The following is an 18,484-nucleotide window of genomic DNA, read 5'->3' on the forward strand; positions in this document are numbered from 1 at the left end:
GTGGAGGTGATCATGGATCGATATACCTCACATGGTTTTACTTTCAGGCAGGTCATGTTGTCCGGACTGCTGTTGCTGCTTTCTTTCAGGGCCAGTGCTGAAGCAGTGTCCAGTGATTATGCAGCAACGCCCCCCTTGATCAGTAACACCTCGGAACCATTGGTTATGCTGGTGATGTCCGTTGATCATGAACTTTTTAAAAAAGCGTACAGTGATTATACGGACCTGGATTCGGATGGCCGGCTGGATACCAGCTATGTGGACAGTTTTGATTATCTGGGGTACTTCGACAGTAACTGGTGTTATCAATACGCTTCCGGACGTTATTCACCAGTAGAGGAAGCTACCGGTGAGCACGGGCATTATTGCACCACCGCTCAGGCTCCATGGAGTGGTAACTTTCTGAACTGGGCCACCATGACACGGATGGATGTTATTCGCACTGTTCTGTTTGGCGGCAAACGTTCCACTGACAGTAACAGTCAGACCATTCTGGAAAGAGCCTATATCCCCAGGGATGTCCATGCATTTGTTAAAGTGTACAAGAGCAGTGTTTCTGGTGTTCCAACAGAAAATTTCACGCCCTATACCGATGGCGATATCAGCCTCTGCAGTGTTGCAGCCAGCGAGAATGGTACTCCGGTCGTCAGAGTTACGTCAGGTAGATGGCCTCGCTGGGCATCCACTGAAGTCAGGCAGTGCCAATGGAGTTCCAGTGATCCCAACAGCCCGTCATATAGTCAGGTTTTGGCCGAAAATAGTGTCTACGTTGAGCGCTGTGTCAGTGGCAAAGACGACAGTAATGAAGATCGCTGCAAGCGTTACCCATCTGGCAATAGTAAACCGACAGGGCTGTTACAGAAGTATGGGGAGAGTGGCGGTATTCGTTTTGGTCTGATCAGCGGAGGTTATGATAACAACATTGCCGGTGGGGTCCTTCGTCAGAATATTGCCCGGTTAGCGGGAAATGAGGATGCCAGTGACGATGAAGTTATTCTCGCAACCGGGCAGTTCAACAGCAGTGTGAACGGCATTATTCACCACATTAATACGTTCCGAATTGCCCAATACAGTTTCAGCAGCAGCAAATATCTGGATTGCAGTACCTATGGAATTAAAGTGGATACTTTCAGGGGCGGGCTTGCCAGGGCACTGAGATCCGACCGTCATTGCAGTAACTGGGGGAATCCCCTTGCCGAGATGTACCTGGAGGCACTGCGCTACTTTTCCGGCAAAGTATCACCTTCGAACCAGTATTACAGCGATGATGATGACTATTTTGTTCCCGGAATTAGTGCCGTGGACTGGGTATCTCCGCAGACTTCGGACAACCCCTGTGCTAACTGCTCCATCATTCTGCTCTCCACCGGCTTGAATTCCTTTGATGCTGACCAGTTTGGCGCTGCCAATGATGTTCCCGGGATTAATGGGTCTGCAGGCGTCCACAGTCTTACCGACGCTGTCGGGGTTATTGAGGCAGCTACGAATCCAGCGGTCAGCTTTCCGGGAACCTATCTGGTTGATAAAAATGGTGGAGACCGGCAATGTGAGGAGGCTGAAATATCCAGGCTTTCAGATATTCGGGGGATTTGCCCTGAACTCCCTCAACTTGAGGGCGGGTTTCAGATTGCCGGACTGGCATGGCATGGTCGTAAAACTGACTTACGGGAAGACCTTGGTGGTGTTCAGTCGGTTAAAAGCTATGTAATTCAGGTGAGTGAAAATATCCCGTCATTCTCTCTGGATGTCGGCGGAAAAACTGTCACGTTTCAGCCAGTCTGTCAGGCTCACAGCAATAGAAGTGAATGTTCGTTGACGGATGTGGTGGTGGACTATCTGTCAGCGGATGCTAAAAGCGGGCGCTTTCTCTTCACCTGGGAAGACTCTCTCTGGGGAAATGACTATGACTACGATGCCAGCTCAAGTATTGAGTACTGTATAGGTGACGCCTGTTCGCCAGCCATTGGACCATCTCAGGTTCAGATATCAGTCCGCCAGGAAGCCAAGAATGCCGGCGCTGAAACCTGGTATTCCTACACGGTTACAGGCACTTCACAGGATGGCATCCAGATTCCTTTAGCCGAAGATACCGGCTCAGCAACCACTCAGGGGCAGGGAACGGCTGTTACAAGAATCTTTGATGCAGTGGTTGGAAGTGCTGCAATAATATTACCCAAGCCCATATGGTTTGCCGCCAAATATGGCGGCTTTATTGACCTGGATGGTGATGAGACGCCCGGTTTTGACCTGGATGGTGATGGCACTCCAGAGGCAAATGACTACAGGGAGTGGGATAACAGGGATAATGAAACGGGAGCGATTGGTTCTGATGGTCTTCCGGATAACTTCCTTTTTCTCCCGGAATCCATCGTTGCTGGCAGAGCAGCTTGAACAGGTTCTATCCGATATTTCGAGCCGGGTATCTTCGGCCACCAACGCGGCCCTGTTTGCCAATAGCTCAACGGGAACCGGTGCCGTTTATCAGGCGTTGTTTCAACCCAGCCTGGAGGTTGATGGTAAATCCATCCGCTGGGGGGGGCTGCTGTATTCCCTGTTTATCGATAGCAAAGGCCATATCCGGGAAGACGGCAACGGTAATGCCCAACTGGACGACTACAGCTCAGATAAAATCGTTGATCTGTTTTTTGATCCGAATGCAGGCCAGACAATGGTCCAGCGCTACACCTCTGACGACTTTGGTGTCACCACGGTAGCAGACGGCTCACTGAAATCACTGGCTTCGCTGGAAACGATTTGGGATGCCAGGGAACAGCTGGCCTTATTGACTGACCTGACCAACCAGAGAACCTATAATGCGCTCGCCTCCGGTGGCCGACATATGCTGACCTGGCTGGATATCAATAATAATCAGCAGGTGGATGATGGCGAACAGCTGCCTTTTATGCCTTCAACCTTTACTGGAAATGAAGGTTATCTGGGGGTAATTGCCAGTGAAGTCACTACAGTCGTTAACTATGTTCGGGGAGAAGAACTGACCGGGACCCGTTCCCGTACCATCGATTTTGATGAAGATGGTATTGATGATGTCTGGCGCCTTGGGGATATCGTTCATTCAACCCCCAGACTGGTGGCAGCACCCGATAGCCGTTTTGACGCCTATTACAATGACAGCAGCTATCGAACTTTTCGCAACCAATACCTTAATCGGCGGCATGTTCTCTATGTCGGTGCCAACGATGGTTTGATTCATGCCTTTAATGGCGGGTTCTGGGAAGAGAGTTCCTACCGTTATGAGCGCACAACCAGTAATGGTGAGGTGCAGCATCCACTGGGGGCTGAACTCTGGAGCTATGCACCCATGAACCTGTTGCCACATCTCCGCTGGCTCACTGAGACCGATTATCCTCATGTGTATTACATGGATTCAGAGCCCCTGGTCTTCGATGCCAATATCTTTCCTGATGACAGCACTCACCCTGGCGGCTGGGGAACGGTTCTGGTGGTGGGTATGCGACTGGGTGGAGGTAACATTGATGTCACTATCGACAGCCAAAGTCGCACCATGCGTTCTGCCTGGGTCGTGCTGGACATAACTGACCCTGAACAACCACCAGCGTTGTTGGCTGAAATTACCCATGCTGATCTGGGTTTCACAACCTCACGGCCTGCCTTGGTTAAAAGGCGGGAAGCAGGCACTGATGTTAATGGCGAGACAGACTGGAGCAATCCGCTACAAAACGAATGGTACCTGGTGTTTGGCTCCGGACCAGCGGGCAGCAGCTCTACTGCCCTGAGATCAGCCCTGGAGCAGGGAACGTCGGATCAGAATCTACGGGTTTTTATTTATGATTTGAGTAATAAGGATTTTGTGTCCGGTTTTGACCCTCTGGAGACTTCTTATTCCAAGGCTTATGCAGGCGATATGATTGCTGAAGACTGGGACCGGGACTACCAGGATGATGCCGTTTACTTCGGCACGGTTGAGACCGGGGGTGTCAGTTTGAGTGGGAAGCTGATGCGGCTCAGGCTGACATCGGCGCTGGGCAACGCCAGTTTAAATGTGCTTATGGATGCCGGGCAGCCGATTATGGCCCCGCCCATGACGGTGACTGATGAAAACAGCTTCTGGGTTTACTCTGGAACAGGGCGGCTGATGACCAATGGTGACAATCGCAGTACTGAGGCCAACTATTTTTATGGTGTTCAGGAACCGTTGAACAGCTCCAGGCAGTTTACCTATGCATCCGTAAGCCAGAGTAGTCTGGTCAATGTGGGTGATGTGGCAGTATTTACCAATGGCGATGTCCGGCAGAAGTCTGGCTCCACCTATACGCCATTTACGCTAGGTTCCCAAACCATCAATAGTTTTGGCACCTTACAGGCGGTGGTCGCTGAGCAGGGGGGGTGGAAGCTGCCTCTTAGTGTTGATGGCTCTGACCCATCCGGGCGAAGCGTTAATAGGGCAGCCAGGTTGTTCTCCCAAATCCTGTTTACAGAGTACCGTCCACCTGCAGACAGTTGTTCCAGTGATGGTACAAGCTCACTCTATGCCGTTCATTACCTGACCGGTACCGCATCTCCGGGTCCCGTTCTGGGAAGTTTACACGTGGATAGCCTGGAGCTTGAGCGTTCGCTGAACAATGAAAGTCTGGGGATTGGATATGCCTCTTCACCGGTGATCCATCAGGGGGAAAAAGGCAAGTTGACGGCAGTGACCCAGGGTGCTGGAGGCAGTATTACGGCAACAAACCTTAATTACCATTTCAGCTCGGAAGGACGACAGAGCTGGTGGCAGATTTTCAGCATTCCATGGATTGATTGATATGAATACCAGTGAGCCACTGATAAAGAGTCATAAAAAGGGTTTTTCATTACCGGAGCTGATCATTGTTGTCGCCATTATTAGTCTTCTGGCCGGTATCGTCTATCCCACTTATAGCCAATATATGTATGAAGTTCGACGCAGCGATGCCCTGGCCGCCCTGACTGCAGCTGTGGCTGCCCAGGAGCGCTGGTACTCCGTTAACCATACCTACACGGACTCTATGGATAAGCTCGGTGGCAGTGGCTCTCCTGAAGGTTATTACACCCTGAGTGTTGAAGTAGACAACTCCTCATATACCCTGACAGCGACTGCGCTGAGTAATGGTGTCCAGGCAACGGATTCAGGTTGCACACAGTTCACTGTGAATCATTTAGGCGTTCTGGCGCCGGAAGCGTGCTGGAAATAAGGCACGGATTTTGACGACTTCCAGTTTTTATCCTTATTTTTGTACCGTCTATCGACTTCTGATCGTCTGTTTAATCCACACACCTAGATTTAAAGAAAGGCGTCCTCGACAGGGAAGTGGGTGGATTTGTTATTTCTTCATACAACGTTAAACCATAAAGACAACCGTGGCTTCACGCTTGTAGAGATGATGATCACGGTTGTCCTGATCGCCATTATGGTCAATCTGGTGGCCCCCATGGGGCAGATTGCTGAAGGGTTCAAACTTGATTATGTGAATCAGCGAATCTATTCCAGTGCCGTTCTGGCAAGAAGTGAAGCGATTAAGCGTTCTGAGACCGTCAGTGTCTGTCGATCCATCTCAGGAACGGCTTGCCAGACTGGGACGAACTGGGCAGATGGCTGGGTCATTTTTGTTAATAACAACGGGAACAACAGCATTGACCCGGGTGAAGAGATTATTCGTGTTTATAACCCGGCCAGCAGCCCGGTAGAGATTACCTGGAGTGGCAGTGTTCCGCTTCTCAACTTCAGGCCCCGAGGCAGTCCGGATCGTCAGGGTACCTTCACTTTATGCTCTGTACCAAAAAGACCAATGGAACAGCGGCTGGTGGATATTTCAGGATCGGGTTTAATTCGGAAGCGGGAGGGTGTGAAGTGTTTATTACCGACCATACCAAGCCCATAAATGCTCAACCAGGTTCGCTTTCACTTGCGGCTTTATTTAACTCAGGAAGGCGAATAGGGCTGATTCGGCAAAAAGGCATTGGGCTTATTGAAGTTATGATCGGTGTTCTGATTTTTGTCGGAGGCGTTATGGCTATCGCAGGCATGCAAACTAAGGCCATTCAAACGAATCATGACGCAATCCAGCGATCGCAGGCGGTCTGGATGGCCAATGCCGCTGCCGAATTAATGAAGTTAAATCCGGCAGGGCTGGCAAGTTCTGCATATCAAACAGCTGCCTCGAGAGCTTCTGCCAATTTAAACGCCTACTGCCCGGCCGCACCACCTCAGTGTATAGGTTCTACCTGTAGTTCAGATCAAATGGCGGAGTTTGATATCCATGATTTGATGTGCAGCAGCGTAAATACCATTATCGAGCCGAGAATCGAAATTGAATGTAATGCTTCCTGCGGACCGACGGATAAAGTCAGGATTCAGATTTCCTGGGGTTCAAGGAGAGCAGAGCAAGGTGCTCTTGCTGATCGTCAGTTGGTTGAGTTCAGGTACAACAGGAATTAAAAAATGTCAGGGACTGACATAATCAATCATCAAAAGGGGTTCAGCATTATTGAAATGATGCTGGCCTTTATCATGGGGCTGATTGTTGCGGGCAGTGCTTTGCAGTTAATGGTGAGTAATAGTCGCTCTGCTAATGTGAATGAGTTTATTGCTACCGCCCAGGAAAACGGACGTCACAGCTTGTATATCATGAGTACTGAGTTTCGCAAAGCCGGGTTCAGATCTGGCTCCGGAGTGTCCCCAATCCAGCCTTTCTACCGAGGGAGGTGTGAAGGGGATACGATTTGTACTGTTGATGGTGGTGGTACAGACAGTGACCGGATAGCGATTCAGTACGAGCCCATGCCAGACCCTAACAGTGGTCAAATTGAGGACTGTACAGGAGCAGTTGTGACTGCTGGCGCATTAACGGCAGATGTTTATTTTGTTGATCAAGATAGTGCAAACAATAACATCAGTACCTTGTTTTGCCGTGGCTATGATCCATTGACTGGAACCCCTCGGGGCAGTGCCCAGGCAGTGGTTCAGGGGGTTGAGCGTCTTCAGGTAGTATACGGCACCGCTCCAGCGGGAACAAAGATGATTAATCAGTATGTTACTGCGTCTGCAGTTGCAGACTGGCGACAGGTTTTAGGTATACGTGTTGGTGTTCTGGTCAGTGCCGGTGAGCCATCACGTGTTTTTGATCAAAGAACCAGAACGTATAACCTGCTCAACAGTGGGAATATGCCACTGAATGACCAGACGCCAAGGTACATGTATAGCACTGCCATTCGTTTGAACAATACAGGGTTGTAATTATGAAAGGTTGTTCAGGAAGAAAAAAACAGAGAGGATCTTTTTTACTGATCGTCATGATCGTCATGATGGTTATGACCTTTTCCGGTCTCTTTGTTATGGAAATGGCTATGCTGGAAGAGGTGTCAGTCGGTAATGAACAACGCACCATACAGGTATATCAAGTTGCTTACAGTGAGTTAGAGGCACAGCTCGCTGAATTGGAGCAAAATCCCTCAATGTTTACTGTCGCTTTAAGTGGGGTGCAAAACCTGACTCCGCTGGTTAATGCCCCCGGGGTTCAACAGGACGTCACTATTCGGTTTATTGGTCGGGTGGCTCCCCCACCGGGCTTCAGCGTTAACAATTTTATGGGCATGTCTTTTGAATTAAACAGCAAAGCAACCATTGATGGCACAGGGGCGAAGTCTGATCAAACTCTTGGCGTTATTTATGTAACGGCAAAGGGGGGGACATCTTAATGAAACCAACTATCCGACAGTTCTGGAGAGAGAACCGATGAATAAGGCTAATAAAGGTTTCAACCTGATTGAACTGATGATTGCTATGGTCATTGTTGGCATTTTGGCATCCATTATGCTCCCCAGCTATCGTCAATACGTAACCGAGTCAAGAAGAAGTGAGGGCGTTGCCATGCTGTTGAACGTCATGCAGCAGCAGGAGCGGTACTACACTGAAACGTTAAGATACTCTGCTGATCTGGCTGATTTAGGATTTGACACCGCAAGCCCTGTTGAGTCTGAAAATGGCACTTACCAGATACAGGCAGCCCAGTGTCTTTCAGAACCTCTGGAGCGTTGCGTGCAATTAACTGCCGTGGCGCAGGGGGAGCAGGCAGCAGATGGCGATATGACTCTGAACAGCCGTGGCGTGCGCACACCTCAGAGCCACTGGCTGTAATGTGCAGCTCTTAATATCTACCAATTTTAATAGTACTAATCGCTAATCGTTTTCCGGGATTAGTAGAAAATGCATAGGTATACCACTGCCGTAAACACTGCTATACCTATCAGGAAAACCAGTTCAGCGCCTCTCTCTCCAGTATTGCCGACTCACAGGGATCAACCCGATGTCTTTCAGTGTGTCCTGAAAACATTCAGTCCCTACACAGACTTCAGACTTATTTCCTCTGCTGATGATGGATGGATCCGGAGCCAGAGAAGAGTGTTTAAGCTGTGTCTTCCGATTAGACTTATTCAGTGATCCGGCATTGCCAGGGTTATCAAAATTAAGGAGGGATCCGGCATTTTCAATATCCAGCGCGTAGAAGTAATTTAATCCCGGGTTTGATGAGCAGGCACTGCTCGAAGAGGTATTCACCGCAAAAGAGTTAAATAGCAGGAGCCCGCCAAAGGTTTTCACATTACTCAGAATTTTTTCCCCGGGTTCCTCTAGTCTGATAAACCAGCCATTCCTGTTGTTAAGATTTTTCAGTGCCGCCTTCTTCTGGGTGCTACTGCCCTCCTGAAGTACATTTGATGTGGCATCGTATAAAGAAGATTCTGTTATCACCGAGCCATTGTCATAGTTATAACTGGTCGGTGGCTCATAAATATGTGGGTCACGGAACACATACATGCGGTCATCGACAGACGTATCCAGCGGACTGTGTCGAAGCCCTGTACCCACTGCAATATTCAGATATTCAGCGGTCGATGAAACACTGACATCCGGTGACTGAAAGAAGCGTCGGGCCTCCGTGGCAGAGGGTTGGGAAATACTGGCGATTACCCCGCCACGGGCAAAATTACTGGCGCCGGAGTTGGCTTCATTGATATCGAACCGGATGATTTGCCCACCGGTATCTGCAGCAAAAAAATAGTCTGTCAAACCATCCTGATCGATATCTGCCAGAGTAAGGTCTGCCGGTATGCTGTATCGCATATTGCCGATATTCAGGTTGGAACCACTGTCAGACGCCCGCCATAGCAGTGCTCCTGTTTCTGCATCCACCATAAACACGGCATTGCCCATACCACTTGGTGGAAGGCTGGATCCGCCCGCTAATGAGGAAGACTGACTACTGGCAGAGGCTATCTTGACCGCTGAAATCGTTTGGGAATTGATGATACCACCCTGACTGTTGTTGCCTCTGGGGTCCTGAGCATGAAATTCCAGTCTTGGATTATGCTGATCGACAACGACATCGTACGTATACCGGAACCATCCGTGGGCTGGCCTGGAGAGAACATCCAGCCATTGATTGCCAAAGTACACGTAGAGCGTAGAACCAATGCCCGGATCGCTATCTCGTGCTGAGTAGTCAAAAGTGATCCGAACAATATCACCATGGCTGGCGTTAATGTACTGATAAATATTGCCAGTATCTTCGCTATCTGCTTCCATTTCGAGGGCAATATCCGATCCCAGGCCACTGCCGTAAGTTGACGCGGGCAGGGCTTCTATTGCCTCAGTGGCATTATCTGTCTGCCAGCTGGGTAAAAGAAGGTTTTTACCCACGCTTGAGTCCACACCTGCAAAGTCAATGGAGGGATCATAACCTCCGCCAAAAAGCAGCACATTCCGGTCACTGCCCTTCCATTTCACTTTTGCCATTTTTACCGCAGACCACGTCTGACCCAATAGCCCGAAGTCGCGATCAGTACTGCCCCCGTTATTGGTATTGCCACGAAGCACCCATTTCAATTTAGGGTTTGTTCTATCCGTCACATCCAGTGCATAGACATTAGTGCCTCCCCTGCGCATGGTCAGATAGAGATAGACATGCTCTCCCGGTTCTGGGGTGCCGTTATTGGATCGAAGAATTTGGCCGTTATCGTTGGCATCATTTACCCAGGCAGTTATTGGACCATCCAGGCCATAAATTTTATTCTGTTCATCTCTGGGCTCAGGAATAACATACTGAACACGTGTTCCGAAATTAGTGAAAAAACCGTGAGTAACCGTCAGCTCATATTCCCCCCAGTTGACCCCATCCGTTGACACCTGCAGCGTTTTACCGCCATTGGTCACATTGACCTGCCGTTGAATCAATTGCCCTAAACTTTCCAGAATATCATAACGACCAGACGAGACTTCCATGGTCTGAGATCCGGAGCCCAGGGCAAATTCAGCTTGCAGTACTCGCCTGAAGTACATTCGGGTTGTGTAACTGCTGCTCCCGGTTACAGTAAAGGTTTCAGAGATACTCCAGGTATTATCTTCGATGCCCCGATAGCGGGCCAGGTTGTCAAGCAGATCATCCGGGATAAACGAAAACTCAGTAGTTCCATCGTCAGCATTGACGGCATACAAAAAGCCATCGTTAGTGGAAAAATACACGGTTTTATCATTGGGAAAGTAAGAAATGGCCTGTGGCTGTGTGTGCAGAGGGTCACCGACCGTGTCCCGGTCATCGGTGGTAGAGCCATTGGTGTTCTCATCATCCACGTCCACACCACGAGCCCAGCGAATAATGGTATCCCTGTTATTACTGCTCAGAACCCCCAGTTTTTCCTGAGTGATGCCCCAGTTACTTTCATGAAAACGGTTTTGCGTTGTTGAAAGTACCTGATTGGTATCGCCCCCCAGGTTGGTAAAGGCCGGAGCATTTTGGCTGCGGTTTTCTGCCATTCCTCCCGCCTCTACCGTACCGCCATCCTTACTGCTGCTCCAGAAACTTCTGGCCGTATCCTTGAAAAATCCGGTATCAGGGTCAATAGCCAGCTGACCATCGGCATCATAAATCTGGTTGTCATCCCCCAGTCGGTAACGCTTGAGGTTACCTTTCCAGCGGTTGCCATCGATTGGTTTGAACAGTGCGTAATAAACGTCATCCGACGTTTCGAGGGCATTGAAAGCGTTGGTGCTGGTTCCTGGTGAGGTAAAGGTAGTGGCAGAGGCCCGGATTTTTACCATGATGTCTGCCAGAGCGTTATCCAGTTGGACATCGTCCAGGGCGCTGTAAAATGCTCCACCGCCATTTTGCGCAGCACTGCGCATGAGTGCATCCGGAGCACTGCCGAAGCCAGCGATGGTAAATATCTTAATATTTTGATTGCCACTCAGGTCCGAGCGCATATCGGTATTGTACAGATACCAGGCCATCTCATCGAAGCAACTGTCTGCACTGGTTGATTCGCCACCGTTGCAGTAGCGATTCAGGGAAGAAGGCATAGCCCTGCCACTTAACAAGCCACGAACCAGACGGTTGGCATTGCCGTCCCGCCACGGATAGCCATCGGTAAAATAGATAATGTTGCTTTTCTGGCACTCGTTAACAACCGGAGACTTGTAACGTCCGCCGGACAAAGCCTCTGACGTACTGGATGAACCCCCATAGTACGGTTGATAACCTCTCAGATAACGGAAGGCTTCGTAGAGAGTTTCTACCATTGGAGTCGCTATTACATTGGGCTGATAGCCGGCCACAATTTGTAACGCTTGAGTGCGTTTGTCTTCTATCGGTTGGGCTGCAAGATCGACTTTGCCTCCCTGCCTATTGGCGTTAAAACTCATCAACCCAAGATTGATGTTCTCAGCCGTTGAGATAAACCGGGTCATGGAATCTTTGGCCGCAGTCATCCGGGTGAATGTTCTGCCGGATCGGGTGCCGGCAATGGCTCTCATACTGCCGGAATTGTCCATGACAAAAATCACATTACTTCGAACTGCGGCATCCAGCTCTTGAACAAATAAGTCAATATCCTCAGCCTTGGCTAATAGAGGGCTGGCAAGAAGAGCAATAGATATGACTTTTAAAGTAGATCTCATGGGTTTCACAATCCCTGTGAAAAGTATTAGTACATGAATATTCTTGCAGCACGGGTTGTTCCTTGCAGCCAGGTCACCGTTCCCGCTTTTCCATCCACGTTTTGTAGTTGCTCAAACAGTGTAGCGCCTTCAATGTTGTGAACAACCAGCTGGGCATCAAACTGAAAAACCTTTGCCGGGCAGGATCGGCATTGGTATGCCTCAATGATTCCGGCTGTGTCTGTTGAAAATAACACATCAATACGTTCAAACTCGATGGCGTCCTCGGCAACAGGTTCATCAGCCGAAATCCCATGAAATGAGATTAATACGGCCAGGCCTATTAAAATACGCGGTAAAACAGAGTTCATTCAGCCAAGCTCCTTGCCATAGGCTTCAATCATCATTGAGAGGGGGGAGTGATGTATTTCATGTTAAGCGTATCGGCAGGACGATTTTTCAATGAACGGGGCTGTTTATACGGAGCAACCTGCTGATGACAGCATGGCCTTCAATAGCCACGGCTGGCAAACTTTCCTGAATTTCTATCGATGATAGTAGCGCTATATAATTCAGCAGGTAAGCGCCGATAGCTTTCTAAGATCAACAGGGAAAGTATAACCATGGCATCGGGTAACAAGGATCCAATTCGTTTTTTAATCATTGACTCATCAACCAGGGAAGCAGAATCATTTTTGAATGTTTTCCGCGAGGCCGGCTATTCTACTCGTGCCAATCAGATCAGTTCTCTGGATGATCTTGCCGATGCCACGTCCGGACAGCAGCACTGGGATCTGCTGTTGATGGCAGAGCCCCCTGAACCCTTAAGTCATTCTCAGATATTTGATTACATTAATCAGAAAGATGTTGATTTGCCCGGAATCGTTCTGGCGATCCCGGATGATCAAACAGATGAGCTGTCCCTGATGAAAATGGGAGCACGTGCCGTTATCCCTCCGGGGCATGATGAATATCTTTTGACGGTTGCCCTGAAAGAGCTGGAAGACCTGACGGTCAGGCGGCACCACAGACGCATGAGTGTTGCCCTGCACGAATCAGAAAAACAGCGCAGGTTATTGCTGGATGATCAGGTTGATGCGGTCGTATACATTAATCATGGACGAATACGGTTTGCTAACACTGCGTTGATTAACATGCTGGGGCTTCCGGAAGAGGAATCCCCGGAAGGAAAACTCTTCAGGGACCTGATCATTACCAAAGATCAGCAGGATGTAGAAGCGTTTCTGATGGGGGTTGAAGAAAGTGGTCAGGCACTGGCAGTCATTCAATGTCCTTTAGTCGCTCACAATGGCTCAGAAGTGCCTGTTTCCATAGTGATCTCCCCGACATCATTTAATGGTGAGTTTACCCTCAGCCTGCAGATTAGGCTCAATGGGGAAAAAGGTGAGCAGGACGGGGTGGAGAAAACCCTGGAAAAGTCAGCGCCGGACCCGGAAACAGGACTATTTAACCGAAAATTGTTCGATCAGGCGCTGGCTATAGCTATTCAGAGGGCAGTAGAAGGTAAGGGAAAGTCAACGTTATGCTTTCTCCACCTGGAAACCCTGAAAGCGACCCATGAACAGCATGGGAAAGAGGTTAGCCAGAAACTGTTTAAATCGGTTGCGAAAAAGATAACATCACATCTTGATGCCATGCACCATGTGACCAGCATGGGGGGGGCAAACTTTGCCGCCCTGCTTCAGGAAGGGAAAGAACAGGGCATTACCACACTCGTGGACAGTTTGCTGGCAGCCGTGACAGCTGAATATACTGTCATTGATCAACATCTGTTGCCGGTCAAACTGTCAATAGGAGCGGTTATTCTCAGTGATACCGTCAGCGATGCCAATGTATTGACTGATCAGAGTCGTCAAGCCACGGTGTTGGCGCAAAAGCAAGGTGGCAACCAACTGTGCTTTTACCAGAAGCGTAAAGCCTGCCCGGTTCATTCCGTTGAAAAGCAGCTGGCCGGCATGGTAAGTCAGGCGATAAAGAACAAAAAAATCAGATTGAGCTTTCAGCCCGTCCTCTCCCTTGCAGGATCCGCTGGTGAGTATTATGAGGTCTCTTTTGTCCTGACCGATACAGAAGGGAAGGAACATGAGGCTTCGGAATTCAGGCCACAACTGGAAAAAATCAGCCTTTGGAACAAGCTGGACCGATGGCAACTGATTGAAGCCAGTAAGGCATTGGTGGCCAAGAGAAAAGAAGGAAGTGATACCCGGCTGTTGCTGCATATCGGTGGTTGTTCTGCAAAGGATGATACGTTTATTCCATGGATGAAAGTTGCCCTGAAAGCCGCGGGAATTCCTGCGGGTGCCGTTGCCATTGAATTGAGTGAACAGAATCTGGCCCGCTACTCAGAAGTGATTCCTGATTTTTTCAAGTCTCTGAAAGCGATGGGGTGCCAGACAGTAATCAGTGAGTTTGGTTGTAGCCTTAACCCATTGGAAGGGATTGCCCATCTTGATATTGACCTGGTAAAGCTTGACCACTCCTTCACAGAAGGCCTAAGTGGTGGAAATGCCCAGGAGTTGCAGAAAATGATCCAGGCTCTCAGCCAAAGTGGACGGAAAGTGATTGTGCCTGGTATTGATACAGCAGCAGAAATGACTCCTGTCTGGCAATTTGGCGCTGATTTCATTCAGGGAAGTTATATGCAGCCTCCTTCAGAGAGCATGAATTTTGATTTCGGGGCGGATGGGTAACACCGCCTTTTCATTAACCTGTCATCCTGCATCTTTTAATCTCTATGCTCCCTGTGATTCATGGGTTTATCATCTTCATTGGGTATTTCAATTTACAGACGCTAATACTTGCAAGACAATACCGTCCCTGAGGCGTTGTTCATCATCTTTCTGTAAGCAGCAAACGGCAATAAGGCTTCCTTGTTTCTCTCCACCAATGTGACTATTTACAAAAGATTATCAACAGGTTCTCAGGTGATAGAAGTTTTTAAGAAGGGATAGACAGGTATTTCCATGTCAGCAAAGCTCAATATGGTCATGGCCCAGCTGAATCTGGTGGTGGGCGACATTGACGGGAACACGTCCCGTGTCATTGAGGCTGCCGAGCAGGCACGGGATCAGCTGGATGCCGATGTTGTTGTTTTTCCGGAGCTGGCCCTTTGTGGTTATCCGCCAGAAGATCTGTTGTTACGACCCAGCCTGATTGTTCGGGTGGAGCAGGCGCTTGGTCGACTCCGGGTGGTCAAGGGCATCGATTTGATTATCGGTGTGCCGCTGATGGGACCTCATGGTCTTGAAAACCAGGCGCTGGTGATGCGTGATGGTGAGATTCTTGCCCGATATGGGAAACAGCATCTGCCCAACTATCAGGTATTTGATGAAAAACGCTATTTTGTTAAAGGTCAGGATACGGTTATTTATGCCTGTAAAGGCGTGAATATCGCACTGTTGATCTGTGAAGATCTCTGGTATCAGGGCCCTGTCCGTCGAGCTAAAGAAGCTGGAGCAGACCTGGTCATCAGTCTGAATGCGTCGCCCTTCCATATGAACAAACAGTCGCTGCGCCAGCAGGTGGTCAGGGAGCGCTGCCTGGAGTCAGGCCTTCCTGTCCTTTATACCAACCTGGTGGGGGGGCAGGATGAGCTGGTATTTGACGGTGGCTCATTCGCCATGAATGGCAATGGTGAAATGGCCTTTGGGGCGACCTGGTTTACGGAAGAGCTTTTCTGTGTTTCCTTCGACAAGGGCTCTATGGCTTTTGACCAGGGAGAGATTGCTGAAATACCGGAAGTTTGCTCAAGGGTTTATGATGCCCTGGTGACCGGCGTCAGGGATTATGTCAACAAGAATGGTTTCAAAGGCGTTGTGCTGGGTTTGTCTGGAGGGATTGACTCTGCTTTGACTCTGGCAATAGCCACCGATGCCCTGGGTAAGGATCGGGTTCAGGCGGTCATGATGCCCTATCGTTACACATCCGATATGAGCCTTGAGGATGCAGCAGAAGAGGCAAAAATTCTGGATATTCACTACAAGGTTCTGCCCATTGAACCCATGTTTGATGCCTTTATGGGTACGCTTAACAGTGAGTTTGCCGGTTATGATCGGGATACGACGGAGGAGAACCTGCAGTCCCGGTGCCGAGGCGTCATGCTCATGGCCATCTCCAATAAGAAGGGGTATATGGTTCTGACCACGGGGAATAAAAGTGAAATGGCAGTAGGTTATGCCACGCTTTACGGCGATATGGCCGGTGGTTTTGATGTTCTCAAAGATGTACCGAAAACACTGGTGTTTAAACTGTGCGAATATCGCAATACCCGGGGTTACGTGATTCCCCAGCGAGTGATAGACCGTCCACCCTCTGCTGAGCTTGCTCCGGACCAGGTGGATGAAGACAGCTTGCCACCTTACGATGAGCTGGATCGTATTCTTGAGCTCTATATTGAGCAGGATCAAAGTGCTGAGTCCATTGTAAATGAAGGGTTTGACCGGGATACGGTCTATCGCGTGCTAAGGCTGGTGGATATCAATGAATACAAACGTCGTCAGGCAGCGATTGGTGTCAGAATTACGCCAAGAGGGTTTGGTCGGGATCGTCGTTATCCGATTACCAACGGCTGGAGGCCGGGCGTTTAACTAACCGTCCGTTTTGGGGAGCCTGAGCCTCAGGCGAGGCTCAGGTAAAATTGATGCAGTTTGTCCAATGACTGGTGCAACCGGGCCATGGAACCGCTGTTATCAATGATATCATCAGCCCTGGCCATTCGCTGTTCCCGTTTCATCTGATTATCAAGGATCTGCCGGGTCTGCTCCTCTGTCATCTGATCACGGCTCATGGTTCGGGATAGCTGAATGCGCTCTGGCACATCCACGACCAGCACACGATCGACCAATTCATGCTGACTGGTTTCCAGCATCAGCGGAGAAACCAGTACGGCATAACGTGATTCAGCATCACCCAGCTCAAGGGTAATCTGATCCCGGATGAGGGGGTGAAGCAGGCCTTCCAGCCACTTTCGCTCAGCAGTATCATCGAAGATGATGGTTCTCAGCTTTCTGCGGTCAAGACCGCCATCGATCAGAATCTCCGGGCCATAGCGCTGTTCAATGTCAGCCAGTGCTGGCTTTCCCGGCTCGACAACCATCCGGGAAGCGATATCCGCATCAACAATCCGAATTCCGTGACTGGCGAAAAAATCGGTCACTGTCGTCTTGCCACTGCCAATACCGCCGGTCACACCGACAGTAAACGGACGTTTTTTTTTCGACTGTGGTGAAGATTCAGTTGTCATCAGGTTAACCCCGAAAAGCTCAGATAAGCCTCAATCAGTTTATCGCCCCACATCAGGGCAATGAAGCCGGCAATGGCCAGATAAGGTCCAAAGGGAATCGGGTTGGATCGTTCCTGCCGTTTGGTGACGATCAACAGTATTGCAGCAATAGTGCCAACCAGTGATGAGAGCAGAATAATCAAAGGCAGCTTCATCCAGCCCAGCCAGGCTCCCAGAGCCGCCAGCAGTTTGAAGTCGCCGTAGCCCATGCCTTCCTTGCCAGTAATCAGTTTGAATACCCAGTAAACACTCCATAAGGAAAGATAACCGACAATGGCTCCCCATAGAGCCTGTTCAAGGGGGACGACCAGGCCAAAGCTGTTCACGATCAGGCCTGCCCAGAGCAGTGGGAGGGTAATATCGTCAGGCAGGAGCTGTGTATCGTAGTCGATCATGGTCAGGGCCAGCAGTGACCAGGCAAACAGACAGAAGACCAGGGTGTGTAAGGTAAAACCGTAGGTAAAACCAATCATTACCGTCGTGACGGCACTGAGCACCTCAATGGCCGGGTAACGGAACGAAATTGAGGTCTTACAGGCTGAGCATTTACCTCTCAGGAATAGATAGCTAATGACCGGAATGTTCTCCCAGGCACGGATTTTATGCTGACAGGAAGGACAGGTTGAGGCCGGCACGACAAGGTTGTAGGCAGGTAGAGGTTTGGGTTCCTTTTCAGGGTGCAAAATAGCTTCACTCTGCTGCTGCCACTGCCTTTCCATCATAATGGGCAAGCGGTGAATCACTACATTGAGAAAACTACCGACAATCAATCCAAGGATTGTCAGCACAAAGGTCAGGTAAGGCGTTGAGCTCTCAATAAGTTCTATAATCGGTGACATTCACACAGTTCCCTGATGGTTATCAGTATGGCTGGCCAGTCTTCCCTGACCAGTACCTGATAGTTAATGGTCCAATATTGGCATGACTATTTCCGTAATCAAACCACTGAACCATAAACCGGTATCTAACTGCAGGTTCTCAACTCAACCGTTGAATTGTGGCTAATTCTGCCAATTACCCTTCAATAGGGGAACTTTTCAATGTTTTCAATGATTGTCCAGTGGAAATTCCCGAGTCTGACCAGGCCCGGGTTTGTCCTGCGCTTTCTTTGGCCGAGTGTTCGGGAGAGTGTTTGGCAGAGAGAGCAATTTTATCAAACGACCATGTCTATTAAACTCTAAAGCGGAGTACCGGTAAAACGCCCTGGTTTTTCTTTTCAGGTACGATCGATTGTTTTTTGTACGTCATTTTGGATG

At 49.4% G+C, this 18,484-nt stretch carries 15 protein-coding genes; 10 read left to right on the forward strand and 5 right to left on the reverse strand.

What is annotated here, in order from left to right; genetic code table 11:
- Nucleotides 1-12: 12 nt before the first annotated feature.
- The 8 genes from MJO57_RS04785 to MJO57_RS04825 all read left to right on the forward strand — a co-directional run bounded on the left by MJO57_RS04785 (nt 13) and on the right by MJO57_RS04825 (nt 8,134).
- A complete protein-coding gene (locus MJO57_RS04785) occupies nt 13-2,391 on the forward strand; it encodes a hypothetical protein (RefSeq protein WP_252023400.1) in 2,379 nt (792 codons plus the stop codon).
- A complete protein-coding gene (locus MJO57_RS04790) occupies nt 2,306-4,783 on the forward strand; it encodes a pilus assembly protein (RefSeq protein WP_252023402.1) in 2,478 nt (825 codons plus the stop codon). Before MJO57_RS04785 ends, MJO57_RS04790 begins: the two co-directional genes overlap by 86 nt.
- A 1-nt stretch (nt 4,784) precedes the next feature.
- A complete protein-coding gene (locus MJO57_RS04795; protein ID WP_252023404.1) occupies nt 4,785-5,192 on the forward strand; it encodes a type IV pilin protein in 408 nt (135 codons plus the stop codon).
- A gap of 120 nt (nt 5,193-5,312) precedes the next feature.
- Nucleotides 5,313-5,879: a GspH/FimT family pseudopilin gene (locus tag MJO57_RS04800; RefSeq protein ID WP_252023406.1), complete on the forward strand. Its 567-nt coding sequence runs from the start codon at nt 5,313-5,315 to the stop codon at nt 5,877-5,879.
- Complete coding sequence (gene pilV / locus MJO57_RS04805) at nt 5,849-6,436, forward strand: type IV pilus modification protein PilV (RefSeq protein WP_252023407.1); 588 nt, start codon at nt 5,849-5,851, stop codon at nt 6,434-6,436. The genes MJO57_RS04800 and pilV overlap by 31 nt, the downstream gene beginning before the upstream one ends.
- Before the next feature lie 3 nt (nt 6,437-6,439).
- Nucleotides 6,440-7,234 (forward strand): PilW family protein, encoded by a 795-nt coding sequence (locus MJO57_RS04810; protein WP_252023408.1) that lies wholly within the window; start codon nt 6,440-6,442, stop codon nt 7,232-7,234.
- A 2-nt stretch (nt 7,235-7,236) separates the two neighbouring features.
- Nucleotides 7,237-7,695: a PilX N-terminal domain-containing pilus assembly protein gene (locus MJO57_RS04815; RefSeq protein WP_252023409.1), complete on the forward strand. Its 459-nt coding sequence runs from the start codon at nt 7,237-7,239 to the stop codon at nt 7,693-7,695.
- A 37-nt stretch (nt 7,696-7,732) separates the two neighbouring features.
- Nucleotides 7,733-8,134 carry a type IV pilin protein gene (locus tag MJO57_RS04825; protein WP_256493233.1) on the forward strand — a complete coding sequence of 134 codons (402 nt, stop codon included), beginning with the start codon at nt 7,733-7,735 and terminating at the stop codon, nt 8,132-8,134.
- A 123-nt stretch (nt 8,135-8,257) separates the two neighbouring features.
- Here the strand turns inward: MJO57_RS04825 and MJO57_RS04830 are convergent, their stop codons facing one another.
- The 3 genes from MJO57_RS04830 to MJO57_RS04840 all read right to left on the reverse strand — a co-directional run bounded on the left by MJO57_RS04830 (nt 8,258) and on the right by MJO57_RS04840 (nt 12,590).
- The gene (locus MJO57_RS04830; RefSeq protein ID WP_252023410.1) at nt 8,258-11,947 is read right to left on the reverse strand and encodes a pilus assembly protein; all 3,690 of its coding nucleotides are present in this window, start codon (nt 11,945-11,947) and stop codon (nt 8,258-8,260) included.
- 26 nt (nt 11,948-11,973) lie between these two features.
- Entirely contained in the window at nt 11,974-12,297 is a 324-nt protein-coding gene (locus MJO57_RS04835; protein ID WP_252023411.1) for a hypothetical protein, read from the reverse strand.
- Nucleotides 12,298-12,437: 140 nt separating this feature from the next.
- Nucleotides 12,438-12,590 (reverse strand): hypothetical protein, encoded by a 153-nt coding sequence (locus MJO57_RS04840; RefSeq protein WP_252023412.1) that lies wholly within the window; start codon nt 12,588-12,590, stop codon nt 12,438-12,440.
- Between the two features lie 31 nt (nt 12,591-12,621).
- Between MJO57_RS04840 and MJO57_RS04845 the strand changes: the two genes are divergently transcribed.
- Entirely contained in the window at nt 12,622-14,637 is a 2,016-nt protein-coding gene (locus MJO57_RS04845; RefSeq protein WP_252023413.1) for an EAL domain-containing protein, read from the forward strand.
- 273 nt (nt 14,638-14,910) lie between these two features.
- On the forward strand, nt 14,911-16,533 hold the full coding sequence (locus MJO57_RS04850; protein WP_252023414.1) for an NAD+ synthase: 1,623 nt from the start codon (nt 14,911-14,913) through the stop codon (nt 16,531-16,533).
- A gap of 29 nt (nt 16,534-16,562) precedes the next feature.
- Here MJO57_RS04850 and coaE read toward each other — a convergent pair whose 3' ends face one another.
- The gene (gene coaE / locus MJO57_RS04855) at nt 16,563-17,189 is read right to left on the reverse strand and encodes a dephospho-CoA kinase (RefSeq protein ID WP_252023415.1); all 627 of its coding nucleotides are present in this window, start codon (nt 17,187-17,189) and stop codon (nt 16,563-16,565) included.
- Nucleotides 17,189-18,067: an A24 family peptidase gene (locus tag MJO57_RS04860; RefSeq protein WP_252023417.1), complete on the reverse strand. Its 879-nt coding sequence runs from the start codon at nt 18,065-18,067 to the stop codon at nt 17,189-17,191. The genes coaE and MJO57_RS04860 overlap by 1 nt, the downstream gene beginning before the upstream one ends.
- Between the last annotated feature and the right edge of the window lie 417 nt (nt 18,068-18,484).

Source organism: Endozoicomonas sp. SCSIO W0465 (genome assembly GCF_023716865.1).
Taxonomy (GTDB): domain Bacteria; phylum Pseudomonadota; class Gammaproteobacteria; order Pseudomonadales; family Endozoicomonadaceae; genus Endozoicomonas.

Coding starts and splice junctions, on each gene's coding strand:
- coaE (WP_252023415.1), bottom strand. CDS start 17,189: ATGACAACTGAATCTTCACCACAGTCGAAAAAAAAACGTCCGTTTACT.
- MJO57_RS04850 (WP_252023414.1), top strand. CDS start 14,911: ATGTCAGCAAAGCTCAATATGGTCATGGCCCAGCTGAATCTGGTGGTG.
- MJO57_RS04790 (WP_252023402.1), top strand. CDS start 2,306: ATGAAACGGGAGCGATTGGTTCTGATGGTCTTCCGGATAACTTCCTTT.
- MJO57_RS04840 (WP_252023412.1), bottom strand. CDS start 12,590: ATGATTAAAAAACGAATTGGATCCTTGTTACCCGATGCCATGGTTATA.
- MJO57_RS04810 (WP_252023408.1), top strand. CDS start 6,440: ATGTCAGGGACTGACATAATCAATCATCAAAAGGGGTTCAGCATTATT.
- MJO57_RS04785 (WP_252023400.1), top strand. CDS start 13: ATGGATCGATATACCTCACATGGTTTTACTTTCAGGCAGGTCATGTTG.
- MJO57_RS04795 (WP_252023404.1), top strand. CDS start 4,785: ATGAATACCAGTGAGCCACTGATAAAGAGTCATAAAAAGGGTTTTTCA.
- MJO57_RS04860 (WP_252023417.1), bottom strand. CDS start 18,067: ATGTCACCGATTATAGAACTTATTGAGAGCTCAACGCCTTACCTGACC.
- MJO57_RS04825 (WP_256493233.1), top strand. CDS start 7,733: ATGAATAAGGCTAATAAAGGTTTCAACCTGATTGAACTGATGATTGCT.
- MJO57_RS04830 (WP_252023410.1), bottom strand. CDS start 11,947: ATGAGATCTACTTTAAAAGTCATATCTATTGCTCTTCTTGCCAGCCCT.
- MJO57_RS04835 (WP_252023411.1), bottom strand. CDS start 12,297: ATGAACTCTGTTTTACCGCGTATTTTAATAGGCCTGGCCGTATTAATC.
- MJO57_RS04815 (WP_252023409.1), top strand. CDS start 7,237: ATGAAAGGTTGTTCAGGAAGAAAAAAACAGAGAGGATCTTTTTTACTG.